Annotated in this window: 14 protein-coding genes and 3 pseudogenes; 11 read left to right on the top strand and 6 right to left on the bottom strand. The window is 39.7% G+C overall.

The genetic code is table 11. The features are described 5' to 3' along the window. Positions 1–359 precede the first annotated feature (359 nt). The gene (locus H5182_RS01065; protein WP_182759351.1) at positions 360–710 is read left to right on the top strand and encodes a hypothetical protein; all 351 of its coding nucleotides are present in this window, start codon (positions 360–362) and stop codon (positions 708–710) included. Positions 711–801: 91 nt separating this feature from the next. Here the strand turns inward: H5182_RS01065 and H5182_RS22225 are convergent. Beyond that, positions 802–933: pseudogene (locus H5182_RS22225) on the bottom strand (GNAT family N-acetyltransferase); the annotation flags it as partial. A 129-nt stretch (positions 934–1,062) separates the two neighbouring features. Here H5182_RS22225 and H5182_RS01055 point away from each other — a divergent pair. The 4 genes from H5182_RS01055 (at position 1,063) to H5182_RS01040 (ending at position 3,741) form a co-directional block, all read left to right on the top strand. Next, positions 1,063–1,446, top strand: coding sequence for a hypothetical protein (locus H5182_RS01055; RefSeq protein WP_182759350.1), 384 nt, complete (start codon positions 1,063–1,065; stop codon positions 1,444–1,446). A 259-nt stretch (positions 1,447–1,705) separates the two neighbouring features. Beyond that, positions 1,706–2,137 carry an AAA family ATPase gene (locus H5182_RS01050; protein ID WP_310741238.1) on the top strand — a complete coding sequence of 144 codons (432 nt, stop codon included), beginning with the start codon at positions 1,706–1,708 and terminating at the stop codon, positions 2,135–2,137. 220 nt (positions 2,138–2,357) lie between these two features. After that, complete coding sequence (locus H5182_RS01045) at positions 2,358–3,221, top strand: PhzF family phenazine biosynthesis protein (protein WP_182759349.1); 864 nt, start codon at positions 2,358–2,360, stop codon at positions 3,219–3,221. A 115-nt stretch (positions 3,222–3,336) separates the two neighbouring features. After that, positions 3,337–3,741 carry an MAPEG family protein gene (locus H5182_RS01040; protein ID WP_145233112.1) on the top strand — a complete coding sequence of 135 codons (405 nt, stop codon included), beginning with the start codon at positions 3,337–3,339 and terminating at the stop codon, positions 3,739–3,741. A 25-nt stretch (positions 3,742–3,766) separates the two neighbouring features. Here the strand turns inward: H5182_RS01040 and H5182_RS01035 are convergent, their stop codons facing one another. Together H5182_RS01035 and H5182_RS01030 are read right to left on the bottom strand one after the other, a co-directional pair. Beyond that, positions 3,767–4,966: an Nramp family divalent metal transporter gene (locus H5182_RS01035; protein ID WP_182759348.1), complete on the bottom strand. Its 1,200-nt coding sequence runs from the start codon at positions 4,964–4,966 to the stop codon at positions 3,767–3,769. A gap of 408 nt (positions 4,967–5,374) precedes the next feature. Further along, positions 5,375–6,637 (bottom strand): valine--pyruvate transaminase, encoded by a 1,263-nt coding sequence (locus H5182_RS01030; protein WP_182759347.1) that lies wholly within the window; start codon positions 6,635–6,637, stop codon positions 5,375–5,377. A gap of 234 nt (positions 6,638–6,871) precedes the next feature. On the opposite strand from H5182_RS01030, the gene H5182_RS01025 reads away from it, so the two are divergent. The 4 genes from H5182_RS01025 (at position 6,872) to H5182_RS01010 (ending at position 13,172) form a co-directional block, all read left to right on the top strand. Next, positions 6,872–7,885 carry an endonuclease/exonuclease/phosphatase family protein gene (locus H5182_RS01025; protein ID WP_182759346.1) on the top strand — a complete coding sequence of 338 codons (1,014 nt, stop codon included), beginning with the start codon at positions 6,872–6,874 and terminating at the stop codon, positions 7,883–7,885. A 357-nt stretch (positions 7,886–8,242) separates the two neighbouring features. After that, positions 8,243–9,247: an HlyD family secretion protein gene (locus tag H5182_RS01020; RefSeq protein WP_182759345.1), complete on the top strand. Its 1,005-nt coding sequence runs from the start codon at positions 8,243–8,245 to the stop codon at positions 9,245–9,247. After that, a complete protein-coding gene (gene rbbA / locus H5182_RS01015; protein ID WP_182759344.1) occupies positions 9,247–12,048 on the top strand; it encodes a ribosome-associated ATPase/putative transporter RbbA in 2,802 nt (933 codons plus the stop codon). The genes H5182_RS01020 and rbbA overlap by 1 nt, the downstream gene beginning before the upstream one ends. 2 nt (positions 12,049–12,050) lie before the next feature. Beyond that, a complete protein-coding gene (locus tag H5182_RS01010; RefSeq protein ID WP_182759343.1) occupies positions 12,051–13,172 on the top strand; it encodes an ABC transporter permease in 1,122 nt (373 codons plus the stop codon). 130 nt (positions 13,173–13,302) lie between these two features. Here H5182_RS01010 and H5182_RS01005 read toward each other — a convergent pair whose 3' ends face one another. Then, positions 13,303–14,469: a DUF3103 family protein gene (locus H5182_RS01005; RefSeq protein WP_182759342.1), complete on the bottom strand. Its 1,167-nt coding sequence runs from the start codon at positions 14,467–14,469 to the stop codon at positions 13,303–13,305. A gap of 279 nt (positions 14,470–14,748) precedes the next feature. On the opposite strand from H5182_RS01005, the gene H5182_RS01000 reads away from it, so the two are divergent. Further along, entirely contained in the window at positions 14,749–15,168 is a 420-nt protein-coding gene (locus H5182_RS01000; RefSeq protein ID WP_145233119.1) for an MAPEG family protein, read from the top strand. 51 nt (positions 15,169–15,219) lie between these two features. On the opposite strand, the pseudogene H5182_RS22220 reads toward H5182_RS01000, so the two are convergent. Then, positions 15,220–15,447: pseudogene (locus H5182_RS22220) on the bottom strand (EamA family transporter); the annotation flags it as partial. Here H5182_RS22220 and H5182_RS00995 point away from each other — a divergent pair. Further along, positions 15,444–15,661 (top strand): annotated as a pseudogene (locus tag H5182_RS00995) (ClbS/DfsB family four-helix bundle protein); the annotation flags it as partial. The pseudogenes H5182_RS22220 and H5182_RS00995 sit on opposite strands and share 4 nt — an antisense overlap. Before the next feature lie 4 nt (positions 15,662–15,665). Here H5182_RS00995 and H5182_RS00990 read toward each other — a convergent pair. Further along, positions 15,666–16,295: a trimeric intracellular cation channel family protein gene (locus H5182_RS00990; protein WP_149982542.1), complete on the bottom strand. Its 630-nt coding sequence runs from the start codon at positions 16,293–16,295 to the stop codon at positions 15,666–15,668. Positions 16,296–16,300 lie beyond the last annotated feature (5 nt).

The following is a 16,300-nucleotide window of genomic DNA, read 5'->3' as shown; positions in this document are numbered from 1 at the left end:
GGTTCCGTTAGTTAGCAATAGTAAAGTTAATGAGTTTAGAGACTAGTTCAGTGCTTAATTTATCTAGTAGGAACAGGCTTTAGCCGTGATTGTGTATTTACATGTAGGACGTGCTTTAGCTTATAAGATTGCGATGTTTTGTGCATAGGTTTTATACATCACCAATTCGCTTTGTTGTATAGCACTATTAACCGCCGTTTTGTGGTGTTATAAACTACCAGAATGGGGAAGATTAAGCTAAAGGTAGTCGTCAGTCATAAATAAAATTTACTAATGAATGGAACCAGCTAATTAAGAGTATTATTTGTTAGCCCTTCTTGTTGCATGAGGGGGGAGTTAAATTAGGAGTCACTAGTAAAATGAAAAGTAAAGTTGTATTTGTAAAGGCTCACTTTAGACCTCTTTACGGGAAGCCAGGGCTCTTAAAAACAGTATTTGGCTCTACCCAAACAGGCACCATGCTTGAAGTTCCTAAAGGGTTTGAACAAAAAGGGTGGTCAGATTGTGAAATCGACGGTGAAAGGCTTGCTGACGATATTTCTAAGTCAATATGTAAACTTGAAGCTGATGGCTTCGAATTTGTTTCTATTAGCAATATAAATTCAGGCAGTTATAAATCTGATTACTCTAATTCAGATAGGTCAAGCTATGGGTGGGGCTATGGTTTTAGTATTAGCGAAGGTGTTTTAATTACTGTAAATAAAGTATAAAAACACATAACACATCAGAGCATTAATTATCTTTTTCGGTAGTGTGTTTTTTTGACCGCCCATGCAATGTTGGCCATTTATAAATCAACTCACCAATACTTGCTCTGATGTCTGCCATGATGATAAATAATTTGTTATCTGCGTCTTTAAATGAAGTGAAGCCGTATTTTTCATAGAAATTTTCAGCACCGTCTTTTGCATCAATAATGATGATAGGAAAGCTGCAAATAGCATTTATGATGTCTGAAAATCCCACAATAAAATTGAACCAAAATAGGAGCTAAGCTAATGTTGAGTCATCATCACAAAAAGCTAAAAACGAGTTAACCTACAGACTCGTCAGGTACCACGGATGAAGTTCAATAAAAATTTAACTATATTACATCTCGACGTAAGTGCTGGATTAGTTGTTGGTCTGCTATTGTTTCTGCTGCAGGATTGGGTGGTTAGCCTATATAGATTACTTAATATAATCATTATTTTTCTAGCAACAGCGAATGTTTGTTATGGTATTTATGCTCTCACAATTGCGCTTTCAAACGTTAAAAGCGCTGTGTTTATCTCTATCCTAGCAATTGCAAACACTGTTTGGGTGTTTGTATGTATCGCGGTTGTTTTATATTACGCCAAAACAGCAAGTTATATTGGTTTATTGTTCATATGTTTAGAAGGTATATTTGTAAGTTTTTTTGCTTATTACGAATGGAAATATAGGTATGTTTTATCGAAGGCATGAACGGTCTATCAACCCACGAGGATAGAAAAGTTATCGCTGTATGCGATTTATATCATTATTTATGTGATCGGTTTATTAAAAAAGTAAAACATGGCTAAAGCAACAATAGTAAGGTGTAAATTAACAAAAACTATTTAACAAAGAACTATGCACGCTAAGGAGTATTCATGTCGCATCAAGCTAAGCGGATCTATTTTTGCGGTAAAATGGGCGCATGCAAATCCACTGAATCTAAAAAGTCTCAGTGGAGCGTAATACGGTGCTTATTTCTGAGGATGAATGGTTATCTACGCTTTATCCGAACCAAATCAATTCTTTTGATGACTATATTAAATTTGCTGCTCAATTAAGGCCCTTAATAAAAAGTCATGTTCAAAATATATTAAAAACTGGTACTAATGTGGTTATGGGTTTCCCCGCTAATACGAAGAAACAACGGAAATGGTTTAATTGTTTATGCGAAGAAGTAAACTCAGAAACAGAGCTCATTTACTTAAAAATAAGCAATGAATTGTGCCTGAAACAGCTGGCGAAAAGAAGAATTGAACAACCTTCAAGGGCAGCTTTTGATAATGAGGAAGTGTTTTACTATGTTACCCAGTATTTTGAAGAACCAGTTGAGAACGAAGTTACCACTCTTAATGTTGCTGTAAAAAATTTAGAGCAAGTAAAAGGTAACACAGGAAATTGAACACCCTATAAGGCAATTAATAAAACCGACTACTCTGACAGTAATTGTCTTAAGGTTCTGTTATTTGGCTCTCGCAACAGTCCTAAAAAATGATTACTCTCAATCAGGAATCAAACCACTAAACCATTGAATCAAAATAGCAACTCGGTTATGGTTGATGAATTAAAAGATAAATAAAACGAGTCACTCTTAAGGCTCGTTATAGAGGGAGTTGGTACATGTGGATATTGAAGTTGCTTTGGTAAACGCGTTTACAGTAAATGGTAAAGGTGGCAACCCTGCTGGCGTTGTTTTTAATGCTGACAGGTTCACAGATGCTCAAAAATTAAAAATTGCTCAAGTTGTCGGGTATTCAGAAACGGCTTTTGTTGCTAGTGATGATGAAGCTGATTTTGAGGTGTCTTTTTTTACTACAACAGCAGAAGTTGATTTTTGTGGCCATGCTACGTTAGCTACTTTTTCTACTATGTTCCAAGAAGGTATGCTTACTGCGGGCACTTATGTTCAGCGCACCAAGGCTGGCATGTTATCAGTGAGTATTGAACCAAATGGTAAGGTTGTCATGGAGCAGCAATTACCTGAAAAAATAGCTGGTTTTTCATATCAAGAAATTGCCCATGTGATAGGTATTGAAAGTAATATACTTGAAAGCACAAACTTACCTATTGAAGCTATTTCAACAGGACTAGCCGATGTCATTATTGCTGTTCCTCATGGATATTTAGATGCAATAGAGCCAAACGATGAACGTATCGCTGATTTTTGCAAACAGCATAACCTTGTTGGCTTTCATGTTTTTGAGCTTTGTGAAGTGCAAAGTAAACATACAGCCAGCTGCCGTAATTTTGCTCCTTTGTTTGGTATTTCTGAAGAGTCAGCAACAGGAAGCTCTTGCGGGGCTTTAGCATGTTACCTTACCGAGCATCTTGCTGAGTTAGGGAGTGAATATGTTTTTGAACAAGGTAGGGCTATGAATTGCCATTCAATAATTACAGCATCTGTTGAGTCTAACAATTCAATAATAAACAGCGTAAAGGTGGGTGGTTTTGCCGATAGTATAGGCTCAGTAATAGTCGCCGTATAACAGCTACTCTCTTAAGCCTAGTAATTGACAATAGCGTACAATTGACTGTTTTTATTCTATGTTGAAGAAGCTTGTTTTAGCGAAGGTTAGATTACTTTAAAGGACTCAGTGTGAAATGAATACTATATTTTTGCCCATGTTCGCACACGTGATTTTGTGTGTTGTGCTATATGGTTTGCTCACTATTGCCAGAGCCCCAAGTGTATGGGGGCTTGGTAAAAGAGCGGATGGCTCTAATCCATTTCAATCTATACAGCCAAAACTCAGCGCTAATTTGAGCAACCAATTCGAGTGGCCGGTATTTTTTCATCTGGTTTGTGTGCTTTTAATTTCTACTGATTCAACAATTAGTTCAGCTTATTATTTGCTGGCTTGGGTCTTTATCGCTGGGCGAGTGTTGCACAGTGGTGTTCAAATATTCACTTCAAACATCAGGCTGCGAGGAAGTGTTTTTACAATTAACTTCATCGCAGTACTCGCAATGTGGGTGATGTATAGCATTGAAAAAATGAGCAGTTAACAAGGTTGAAAGACTCGCAAACGTATCAAAAAATCAAACTAAAAAGCTTGTAACCACTTAGGCCAAAAATAAGCACTAACACCGGTAAAGTAAGTAAGTTTACCAGCATTGAGTTGGTGTATTTGCCCATTACTGTTTTTTGGTTAACCAGCCACACTAGGTAGGTGGTTACAATAGGCAGTAATAAGCCATTAGCGGCTTGGGCAAAAATTATCACGGCAACAGGGTCAAAACCCAGAGACGCCACCGCCGCACCAAATAATAAAATAATAATCGCGACACTTTTAAAGCGAGTGTTATCCATTTTATTTGACCAACCTAACATGCCACATACTGCATACGCACCGGCAAGGGGGGCTGTAATTGCGCTGGTTAAACCTGCTGCAAATAAGCCAATAGCAAAAAAGTAATGGGCAGCATCGCCAAGTAATGGCTCAAGTTGTACCGCCATGTTGGCAGCACTAATTTGCCCTGCATCTGTGCCATAAAATGCCACTGACGCGGTTGATAAAATAGCCAGCGTGATCACGCCACCTAAGGTGATAGATACGCCAGTGTCTACATTAGTTTGCTTGATGACTTTTTGCTTATCACTTTTGCTGTCGTGCCTTGCAGCTAAAACACCTGAGTGTAAAAATAAGTTATACGGCACTATGGTGGTGCCCACTAATGCCAATACGGTGGTAATTGAACCCTCAGGCATAGTTGGAATAAACCCTGCTAACACATCACTCAGCGAGGGGGCAGCCATAACTAACGTAGAGATAAACACTAGGCTCATTAAAATCACTAATAAAATAAGCGCATTTTCAACGACTTTGTGTTTACCGCTGTAAAGTAACACCGCACTTAAAAATGCAATGAGTGGCGTCCAAAGCTGGGCATTAACATGAGGAAATATTTCAATTAATCCCATACTGGCACCGCTAAGGTTGCCAGCTTCATAGGCGGCACTGCCTACTCCAATGGCGCTGATCACTAAAAATATAGCGAGCGATTTAAATAGGGGCGTTTCAATGTGGGCTCTTAGCGCTTGCGCTAAATCTTGCCCGGTGGCTACGCCAAGGCGCGCCGCCATAGATTGTAATAATATGGTGGCAATTACTGAAAACAGTAATGTCCATATTAGTGCAAAACCAAAGTTTGCACCTGCCACGCTGGCAGTCGTAATAGTCCCTGGTCCAATGAAGGCAGCGGTGACGAGTAGTCCTGGTCCTAATCGCATAATTGACCTTAATAGTACTTTTGCATATTGCTATTTAAAGTTACATCTAGCGTTTTATAACGCGATGCCTGTATTATTGCTGCCACTTATTTTAAGTGCCTTGCAGCGTTAGCCGCCCCTTGGCAAACCCTTTTTTGATGATAATCATATGTTAAAAAAGGTCGCGTAGCATACCAACTTATATATAAATTTAAAGGGGGTGTGGCGCGTTTGCACAAAATTAATACAATCAATAAATAACAGTAATAACCGCTTACCTCTGTTTAGGGCTTATTTAACGACCTCGAGAATGACTGAATAACCTTAAATTGTTCACAGGTTTATGCCAATAACTATAGGCACTATAAACGCTTTGCACGCACTGTATTCACGCAAAGAGTTTGAATGCCCCACACAATATCACTCCATTCATGCCATCACGGCTTTAATAGCCTCTAAGCCTTTTCGCAAAGTGCTGGCATCGGTTGCATAATTAATGCGAATGCACTGGTGTTTGTGTGCCCAAGCATCATCAATACCAATAAAGAAATTATGCCCGGGAATAATATAAACATCCTGCTCTTTGAGCTTTTGGTAAAGTTGTTCGCTGGTTATTTTTGCCTCTTTAAACCACAGCCACATAAAAAATGAGCCTTCTACTTTGTGTAAGTAAACGGGGAGGTGGGCAAATATTTCATCAAACAAGTTCATTGCTGTTTGTGCTTTTTCTCGATAAAAAGGTAGCACTGAATTTTTACACAGCGGGAGGAGTTCATCTTCATTAATTAAACGTGTTACTAAACTTGGGCCAAAACTGTTAGGCGATAAAACCATACTGCCATTTACACGGCCAATGGCTTTAATTATGTCATTGTTAGCCACTACAATACCGGTTCGCAAACCCGGTAGGCCAAGCTTTGAAAGCGACATACATAAAATAATGTTTGAGTTCCAGGTTAAGTTTGCATCGGTATAAATACACCCAGGGAATGGGTCGCCGTAGGCGTTATCAATGATCAGTGGGATATTATATTGCTTAGCCAATAAATCGAGATGATGTACTTCTTCATCAGTAATGACATTGCCTGTAGGGTTAGTAGGGCGAGACACACACAGTGCGCTAATGCTGCTGTCGCTTACTAATACTTGCTCAACAGCTTTAAAGTCAATGATATATTTAAATTGGTTTGAGCCACTTTCAGTATTTAAAATTTCGATATCGGGCTTTATTGCTACAAACATATCGTCAGTTAAGCCCTGATCTGCATAGCCTACATATTCAGGTGCCAGCGGAAATAAAACCTTTTTATGGCTGCCATCAGGCATACTGCCAGCTAACAGATTAAATAATACAAAAAAATTGGCTTGGCTGCCATTACCAAGCGCTATATTATTTGCGGTTAAATCCCATGAGTATTCACTTTTTAGTTGCTTGGCCAGAACTGCACGAAATGCATCATTACCCGCAGGGCCATCGTAAAGTCCAAATACGTTGGAAAGTGTATTATTCACAACAAGCTTTTGTAACTCATTGATAAAAATATCATTAACCTCAGGCACTAAGGCCGGATTACCACCACCGAGCATAATAATATTTGGATTGTTACTGTTTTTAGCATCGCCTAAATCTTCCATTAACTGTGTAATACCATTAGGTTGAGTAAATTTAGTGCCGAAGTTTGAGTAATCCATAATGACCGTGTGCCTTAAAAAATGATAAGTTAGTGTAAATTAACGCTATGAATTTGATATTGAAAAATTTTCACCGCTTAGATTAATATAGCCATAACCCGCTATAATCGTTTTTCTTATTTTAAGTAGGGCAGCCTTATCAGCAACCTTGAATCACACACTAAAACACCTTTAAACACCACTGCAGACGATTCGGTTATTACTAATACGACCCTTAAAATTGCCACTTTTAATTTGTTTAATTACCTTGAGCCGCCTAATGCCTATTATGAATTTGAACGCATATACACCGCAGAGCAGTGGGCTAAAAAGCAGCGTTGGCTTATTAATTACTTAACCGAGCATCAGCCTGATGTGATTGGCTTTCAAGAAGTATTTAGTATTGAGTCGCTTAAAGAATTAGTTAAAGAGCAAGGTTATGTGTACTTTGCCGTGGTAGATGAGCCTCAGGTAATCGACGACTTTATTTACAAACGACCTGTAGTAGCACTTGCTGCTAAATACCCAATCGTTGAAGTGGCAAGTGTTGAGCATGACCATGAGCTTGCTAAAACCCTTGGTTTAACTGATGATTTTACATTTAGCCGAAAGGTGCTTAGAGCTACAATAACTTTACCGCATATCGGCAACACGGATTGTTATGTGGTGCATTTTAAGTCTAAGCGCTCCATGATAGAGCTCGATGAGCAAAACAAAGAACTCACACCCGAAAAAAATATTATCGAGCTATTAAAAGCCGATATAGCAGGGAGTTGGGGCTCAACTATTCAGCGCGGCAGTGAAGCCACATTACTGATGATAGACATAATTTCACGCCGCGAATCTACACAAAACCCAATGGTTTTAATGGGCGATTTTAATAACGACTTAGCTGATGGAGTTTTAAGCCATTTACTAACAAATACACTGCGCTTTGCCCCGACGTTTGACAGTAAAACTTACCTTGCAAAATATTGCCTTAACGACGCGTGGCAGTTATTTGCAAAGTCGCAATTAAATTCGGCTAATCAAAATAATGAAAATACAGTGGATTTAAAGCGAAAGCCTACCCATTATTTTGGCGCGAGCAGCTCAGTGCTTGACTACATTTTGTTATCTTGCGAGTTTGACTCAAGTTACGACGACAGCTTTTTTGAGGTGAGCGATTACCATACTTACGATCGTCATTTAATTAACCCTGAATTTGAGCGTGATGATTTAAGCACCGATCATGGCGTGATATTGATTAGCTTAGCATTAAGGTCTTGACGGGTTTTGTTACTAAAAATTGTAAGCGGATCTGCCGCTGGCATAATTAATATCAAGGCGCTCACTAGGTGCCTTGATGTTCTTCCTTTCTTTTATCCTGTTGTTTTAAAAAATCACTAATAATTAGTGCATTAACTCTAATTTATATTGATCCATATCATCTTTATTAACGGTGAGAGTGGTAGATTAGTGACGGTAGATTTTTAAGTTCGTTTAAATCGCTTATTACAACTACCCTTGTTGTACTTACAAAGCAGGGTTGCTTTCATATAACAATTAGCGTGCTGTATCCTAAAAATTATTTACCTTATTACTACCCCACTTACATTACTTTTTACATACATGGAGTTTTAGCACATGACAATTAAATCAACGTTCAAATCTTTGAGTAAACTCACTGTTTTGGTCATTGTGGGCGGGGTTGGCTGGTATGCTTGGCAAACCTTGCAACCTACATCATTTGCTGAACAACTCCCTGACAGTGTTGCCTATGGAAATGGGCGAATTGAAGCGACCGAGTACGATATTGCTACAAAATTACCGGGCCGCTTAGTTGACGTTATGGTGCAAGAAGGCGATATGGTCAAAGCGGGTCAAACGTTAGCGGTTATTGACACTGATGATTTAAACGCACAGTTACGTGAAGCTGAGGCGGGGCTTCGTGTTGCCAATGAGTCTCGTAAATACGCATTAGCGATTGTAGAGCAGCATAAAAGTGAGCTTAATTTTGCACAAACTGAATTGCGCCGCTCTGCAAAATTATTAGAAAAAGGCCATATTTCAAAAGAAGTGGTTGATCAACAACGAACCACCTCTGCTATTGCGCAAGCAGCTTTAACCGCGGCAAACGTAAAAGTTGTGCAGTCGGATGCTGAAATAGAAGCAGCGCAGGCACGTATTGAGCGATTACAAAGCAACATAGCCGACAGCACGCTCACAGCACCAATCAATGGACGCATATTGTATCGATTAGCTGAGCCTGGCGAAGTGCTTGGCAGTGGTGGCAAGGTTTTATCGTTATTGGATTTAACCGATGTTTATATGAGTATATATTTACCAACAGCGCAAGCGGGCAAGGTAACAATAGGCTCACAAGCGCGCATTGTTATTGATGCTGTTGCCGAGTATACATTGCCGGCTAAAGTGACGTTTGTGTCTGCACAGGCGCAATTTACCCCTAAATCGGTAGAAACCCGAAACGAGCGCGATAAACTGATGTTTAGAGTTAAGGTAAAGCTCGACTCGCAGTTATTAAAAGATCATATCAAACAAGTAAAAACAGGGGTGCCAGGGCTTGCTTATGTGTTGTTAGCACCTGAAAAAAATTGGCCTACGTCGTTACAGGTACGAGTACCTGAATAATGGATAACGCTAATAATAACACTGATAAAAACGCGCAACAGCCACCTCTTGAAAGTGTAGTTACGCTTACTAAGGTGAGTCATCGCTATGCTAATAATCGCGTGCTGGACAACATTAGCATTTCATTACCTGCCGGGAAAATGGTTGGGTTTATAGGCCCTGATGGCGTAGGAAAATCAAGCTTATTGGCACTTATAGCGGGGGCAAGGGCGATTCAAGAGGGGGAGGTTGAGGTATTAAACGGCAATATGCGTAGTAGTAGTTTTCGTAATTCGGTGTCGCCACGCATTGCTTACATGCCTCAAGGGCTTGGCAAAAATGTGTACCCAACACTTTCTGTGTTTGAAAATATAGATTTTTTTGGTCGCCTTTTTTCTCAAAATAAAGCAGAGCGCAAACAACGAATTAATAACCTTTTAAAAAGTACAGGCTTAGAGGCATTTGCCGATCGCCCCGCAGAAAAGCTCTCTGGCGGGATGAAACAAAAACTCGGTTTGTGCTGCGCACTGATCCATGACCCTCAATTATTGATTTTAGATGAGCCAACAACCGGAGTTGATCCGCTATCGCGTCGTCAATTTTGGCAATTAATAAACAGTATTCGCGCTGAAAATACACAGATGAGCGTACTGGTTGCGACCGCCTACATGGAAGAAGCCGATGATTTTGATTGGCTAGTCGCTATGGACGATGGAAAAGTAATCGGTACGGGCAGCCCACAAAACCTAAAAATGCAAACTAATAAAGAATCGCTTGATGAAGCGTTTATAGCATTACTTCCTGAAGAAAAACGTCATGATCATCAGCGGTTAGTTGTGCCACCTCGTAAACAAGACATAAAAACAACCCAGTTCGCTATAGAAGCAAATGGATTATGTAAAACATTTGGTGATTTTACCGCTGTTAACAACGTGAGTTTAAGTATTGAACAAGGTGAAATTTTTGGCTTTTTAGGCTCAAATGGCTGTGGAAAAACTACCACAATGAAAATGCTTACGGGGTTACAACCCACAACCAGTGGCGAAGCAAAATTGTTTGGTGAAAAGGTCGATGCCAATAACATCGAAAGCCGCAAACGCGTTGGTTTTATGTCACAAGCATTTTCGCTTTATAACGAGCTTACAGTGAAGCAAAACTTGGTATTGCATGCTCGTTTATTTCACTTACCCGCAGAGAAAATAGAGCCGCGCGTTAAAGATTTAATTACTCGGTTTAACCTTAAAAAATACAGTGACGATTTTCCTACCGATTTGCCCCTAGGTATTCGCCAGCGTTTATCGCTTGCTGTTGCGGTAGTACATAGCCCTGAAATGCTCATACTTGATGAGCCCACATCGGGTGTAGACCCCGTTGCAAGGGATGACTTTTGGCAGTTACTCATTGAGCTTTCGCGCGAACAAGGCGTGACTATTTTTATTTCGACTCACTTTATGGATGAAGCAGCACGTTGCGATAGAATTTCGTTAATGCATGCAGGTAAAATACTTGCCAGCGATACGCCAGCTGCACTGTGCCAAGCGCGTAATACCGACACACTAGAAGCTGCCTTTATTGCATATTTAGAAGAGGCGGTAAATGCAGCCGGAGCAAGCTCGGCGATACAAGCATCGATAACGGATAAACCCAAAGCATTGGCTAAAGCGCTGGCTACTCGTAAAAATAACACTAACCCCGCATTTAGTTTGTTGCGGTTATTTGGTTATGCGCATCGCGAAACGCTAGAGTTATGGCGCGATCCTATTCGCCTAACGTTTGCTTTACTGGGCTCAATAATTTTGCTGTTTATTTTAGGTTACGGCATTACATTTGATGTTGAAGATTTAAGCTTTGCGGTACTAGATCAAGACCAATCGCCAGAGAGCCGCAACTACATTCAAAATATTGCAGGTTCACGTTACTTTATTCAAAAAGCAGATATTAAAAGCCCGCAAGAACTTGATAAACGAATGCGCAGTGGCGAGTTAAGCGTGGCCGTTGAAATTCCACCTAACTTTGGTCAGCAATTTAAACGCGGCCGTAAACCTGAAATTGTAGTGTGGATTGATGGTTCTATGCCGTTTAGGGCAGAAACGATTAATGGTTATATGAGCGGCGTGTATTACAGCTATTTAACCAACTTATCTTTGCGCACTTATGCGCAGATACCCAATTTAGTGCCAGCTAATATTGAATCTCGCTATCGTTATAACCAAGATTTTAAAAGCATTGAGGCCATGGTGCCGGCGGTTATTCCACTGTTATTGGTATTTATTCCTGCGATATTGATGGCGCTTGGCGTAGTACGAGAAAAAGAGTTGGGTTCAATCATAAACTTATATGTCACACCGGTTAATCGACTGGAATTTATTATTGGCAAACAGCTGCCTTACATTTTAGTGAGTATGATCAGCTTTTTTGGCTTAGTCGCACTTGCTATTACTGTGTTTGGTGTGGCGCTAAAAGGCAGCTTTTGGGCGCTTAGTTTGGCTGCATTATTATACGTTACAGCGACTACCGGAGTGGGGCTGTTAATTTCGGCTTTTACAAAAACACAAATTTCAGCACTGGCAGCCACTACGGTGGTGGTGTTGATGATTGCCGTTAACTTTTGTGGGTTAATTGACCCTGTTTCTTCCTTAGAAGGGTTTGGCGCGATTATAGGCAAACTGTTTCCGACCACCTACTTTTTAGAGGCATGTCGAGGGGTCTTTAATAAAGCGCTGAATTTTTCTGATTTATCAGCCCAGCTACTGCCTTTATTCGCTTTTATACCCGTGCTGACTCTGGCCAGTGTATTTTTACTTCCAAAGCAGGATAAATAGCCATGCAACGTCGCGGAAACATTGTTAATTTAGGTATTAAAGAGTTGCGTAGTTTATGGCGTGATAAGGTTTTACTGCTATTTGTTTTTTTTGCTTTTACTGGGTTGATTTATGTGGTGGCTTCAGCCACGTCGATAGAGTTAAATAATGCGCCGATTGCAGTTGTTGATCACGATCAATCGCAATTATCCAAGCGTATTATTAATGCCTTTTATGAGCCTTACTTTAAAACGGCAGACAGTATTTCATTAAGCGATGTTGACTCAGCTATGGATAATGGCCGTTATACTTTTGTGCTTAATATCCCGCCTTATTTTGAGCGTGATGTACTTGCAGCTAAGCAACCTACAATTCAAGTAAATATAGATGCTACGCGCATGTCGCAAGCATTTATTGGTGATAACTATATTCAAACCATTATTAACGGCGAAGTAAATGAGTTTGTGCAAGGTTATCGAACCGTTTATTCACTGCCAATAAAGCAATCGGCGCACATTATGTTTAATCCAAACATGACAAGTGTATGGTTTGGTAGCGTGATGGAATTAATGAACGTGATCACAATGATTTCGATTATTTTAACTGGCGCCGCGGTGATCCGTGAACGCGAACACGGCACATTAGAGCATTTATTAGTGATGCCGTTAAGCCCCTTTGAAATAGTGATGGCGAAAATTTGGGCCAATGGGTTAGTGATTTTATTACTGACTACGTTTTCATTATTTATTGTGATCGAAGGTTTGTTACAAGTGCCTATTCATGGCTCGGCGGGCTTATTTTTATTTGGCGTTGCTATTCATTTATTTGCGACCACATCGCTGGGTATATTGTTGGGAACGCAGGCGCGCACTATGCCGCAACTCGGGTTATTGATGATCTTAATTTTATTACCATTACAAATGCTCTCTGGCGGTGTTACGCCGCGAGAAAGTATGCCTGAGGTGGTGCAAAATATTATGTTATTGGCGCCAACAACGCATTTTGTAAAATTTGCTCAAGCAATTTTATACCGAGGGGCAGGGTGGGATGTAGTTTGGCCTTACTTTTTAGCGTTAGTTGTTATTGGCAGTGTGTTTTTTACTGTTGCATTAATGCGCTTTCGTAAATCAGTGGCGCAAGGTTAGGGTATTAAAATATAACGCGTGTTTTCAAAAAAGTGGCTGTTTAAGATAAAGCCACCCGTTAACGTTAAAGCGCTAATGGGTGGCTACTGAAGATACCATCCGCAATAATAATTAAGCGAATGGGGATGACTTAGTTTAGTCTTGGGTTAATTTCTAAAGGAGACAGCGTAATGGTCGCATTACTGCTTGCTCCTTTATATTCTTGATAGTCTTTGTTTTCAAACAGCGTGTAAAAAACATCAACATAATCGTCATTATTAGTAAACCATTCATCCGGCATTGCTTTTAGTAGTTCATTGGTCAGCTTAGGGATAATGGCATAACCTTGCGCTTGTAAATCAGGAATGCTCGCCATCACTTGCTCTGATATTTCTAATAATTTTATTGCTAAAGTTTTATAGTTGGTGTTGTCATCTTGTTCCATTAAGAGTAAATCAACCGCCTGCCAACGATAACGCTGCCAATGAATGAGTACCTGATTAGGGCTGTAATCGGTTTGATCATGATCTAAATACGGTAAATCAACGATATCTAATATTGGTTCATCTCGTGTCGGGTCGATACCCGTTACAATGGCATAAATTTCAGCACCACCTGAGATCCAAGGTTCTTTGTCATCTTCTAAGCGTATTTTTTTCAATACACTGGTTTGCAGAGGTTTTTCATTGCTTAACTGGTTTTGTGGACTAACCGTGGTTTTACTGAATTTGTTAGCAGATAAAATTCCTCTCATTACTGCAATACCCGCATCTTGTACTTTTTGTTGATCTAATTCGACAATAAATACAGGTTGGGTCGGCATTTGATCAACACTAAGATAGTGAATGTCACCAAACTGATCGAAGGCTTCAATCTCGCTCCATTGCGAATCGTCACCAGCAGGTGCAAATGCAAATAAAGGGCGTTCGCCTTGCTGCCAAGCGCTAAGCATTGTGTCACTTGCCAAACGCACTTGTAACAAACTACCGGTGTTTTGTGGTAAACCTTTAAGTTGTTGTAACGCGCTGTTTGCTAAACGAGTATTTTGTTGTGTGTGCATGCCTAAAGACGGTAGCTGGTCCGCATTCAAAACCAGTTTATATTGGCTTAGCGTTTGTTTAAGATCAGCGTTTAATACACTGTAATTAAGCGCTATTTGTTTTGCGAAATTGCGTTTAATGGTGGTTACGTCTTTGTATTGCGCCAACTTAGAAAAGTTTTCACCTTTTTCGATTTCATATTGAGCTGAAAAAGCGGGCGCTGATACACAGTTCAATAGAGCTAAGGTTGCCAAGCATTTGGTTATTTTATTCATCATATTTATTTTACCGTTCCGTTATCAGTAACGCTATAAAACAATACTTAGAATAAATAATCAAACAAAATTTATAAAGTAAATGATTAGTATTGTTTTTGTGGTTGCGCTTAGGCTGCAAAAAATACCAAGCCGCTGTTATAGAGTAAGTTTTATATAAAGAATGAATCTATTACAAAAAATCATTTTACTAAAAAGTAATTTCTATATATATCAGTGGCTTATATGTGGCTTGATAGTTGCTATAACTACTACTCTAATAACAACACAAAGGATTAAGCAATGACCGATATAGCACATTCAGCGTTTATAGCATTTTATTTATATTTAATTATGGTGTTAGTACAGTGGGCAGTGGCGACGTTTAGTAAAGCCAAACAGCCTGGGGCTGTGCCAGGAAAAATTGATAAAGACCTATCTCATGAGAGTTTTATATTTAGAGCGCATCGCACCTTTCATAACACATTAGAAAACAGCGCGTTATTTATTGGAACGGTTTTATTTGCCTTTGTGATTAATTACCACAGTTCGGTTTTTGCAATCTGTATTTGGGTTTACGTCATTGCACGTTTAATTCATATGGTACTGTATTACGCAATTGCCACAGAGAAAAACCCCAGCCCGCGTAGCTACTTCTTTTTGATTGGCGTAATTGCGAATCTAGTTATGCTGGTGATGCTAGGGCTAAGATTAGCCAACTAATAAAACCTGATAAAGCGAAAAGCGTTATTTGCTTTTCGCTTTTACATTTAGTTATCTACTACAGGTTTTTTTTGTGCGGGTAACCCAAAAGCAAATTAACGACCCAATAGTCACGAGTACAACACCTTGTAAAAAATAGTCAGCTAAAGCAACGGATAAGTTAATAGATGCAAACACAGTGGAGAAAATAGGGGTAAAATAAGACAAGGTGCCTAAAAGTATCATATTTCCACCTATAAATGGCTGACTTCACAAAGCAAATCCTGACCCAATAACAAGAGTATCGAGACTGGAAATACGATGATCTACTTATGGAGCTTGAATTTAAGGCAAACGATATACTCTTGCTTATTTCAGCTTAAATAACTATGAATTTTATGGTGTAACCTGGTACGAAAAATGGACATTGGGATGTAAGATTCAGTTTAATACGTCATCATCGATGAAAAAGGTACGTACAAAAGTTCGGCGTTTTAATCGGAACTTCACATAGCAAACTATTGTTTTCTAACCGACCTTTTTCTAAATATATTTGGTTGCCATCCCCAGTGTAGGGAACCGAGCCGTAAAAATACGGTAATAAAGAGTGCGCCTAAAATACACCAAACATAAGGTACTTCTAATAGAAACAGTGTGGCATAAGTTAAGCCACCAGATAGGCACGCGGTGGAGTAGAGCTCTTCGCGCATGACAAGGGGGACTTCACGGCATATTACATCGCGCATTAGACCACCAAAGATGCCTGTGGTCATGCCCATAGTAATAGCCACAATCATCGTAGTGCCTTCGATTAAGGACTTTTCAATGCCAACAATATTAAAAATTGCCATGCCCAAAGCATCGACCAGCAACATGTAATAGTTTGATACGTGAGGTAAATGACGAATAAATATTACGGCGATAAATATGGCGCTGTATGTTGCGTATAAATAATCCGGTTCGGCTATCCAAAATACTGGGTGGTTTAATAATACGTCGCGCAGTGTGCCGCCGCCGAGCGCTGTCACTGACGCGACAACCACAACACCAAAACCTCCTATGTTTTTTTCATGGCCCATTAGAGTACCTGAGATGGCAAAAAACGCTACCCCGATCAAATTTAACAAATGAAAATAGTCAGATGCCATTGTGG

It is taken from the genome of Pseudoalteromonas sp. SG44-17 (assembly GCF_014164235.1).
Taxonomy (GTDB): Bacteria; Pseudomonadota; Gammaproteobacteria; order Enterobacterales; family Alteromonadaceae; genus Pseudoalteromonas; species Pseudoalteromonas rhizosphaerae.
The sequence above is the reverse complement of the archived record's forward strand: the minus strand, read 5'-3'. Positions and strand labels throughout refer to the sequence as shown.

Bases quoted from the DNA above. Each gene is read 5' to 3' on its own strand.
- H5182_RS01065 (WP_182759351.1), top strand. From the start codon at position 360: ATGAAAAGTAAAGTTGTATTTGTAAAGGCTCACTTTAGACCTCTTTAC.
- H5182_RS01055 (WP_182759350.1), top strand. From the start codon at position 1,063: ATGAAGTTCAATAAAAATTTAACTATATTACATCTCGACGTAAGTGCT.
- H5182_RS01040 (WP_145233112.1), top strand. From the start codon at position 3,337: ATGAATACTATATTTTTGCCCATGTTCGCACACGTGATTTTGTGTGTT.
- H5182_RS01035 (WP_182759348.1), bottom strand. From the start codon at position 4,966: ATGCGATTAGGACCAGGACTACTCGTCACCGCTGCCTTCATTGGACCA.
- H5182_RS01030 (WP_182759347.1), bottom strand. From the start codon at position 6,637: ATGGATTACTCAAACTTCGGCACTAAATTTACTCAACCTAATGGTATT.
- H5182_RS01020 (WP_182759345.1), top strand. From the start codon at position 8,243: ATGACAATTAAATCAACGTTCAAATCTTTGAGTAAACTCACTGTTTTG.
- rbbA (WP_182759344.1), top strand. From the start codon at position 9,247: ATGGATAACGCTAATAATAACACTGATAAAAACGCGCAACAGCCACCT.
- H5182_RS01010 (WP_182759343.1), top strand. From the start codon at position 12,051: ATGCAACGTCGCGGAAACATTGTTAATTTAGGTATTAAAGAGTTGCGT.
- H5182_RS01005 (WP_182759342.1), bottom strand. From the start codon at position 14,469: ATGATGAATAAAATAACCAAATGCTTGGCAACCTTAGCTCTATTGAAC.
- H5182_RS01000 (WP_145233119.1), top strand. From the start codon at position 14,749: ATGACCGATATAGCACATTCAGCGTTTATAGCATTTTATTTATATTTA.
- H5182_RS00990 (WP_149982542.1), bottom strand. From the start codon at position 16,295: ATGGCATCTGACTATTTTCATTTGTTAAATTTGATCGGGGTAGCGTTT.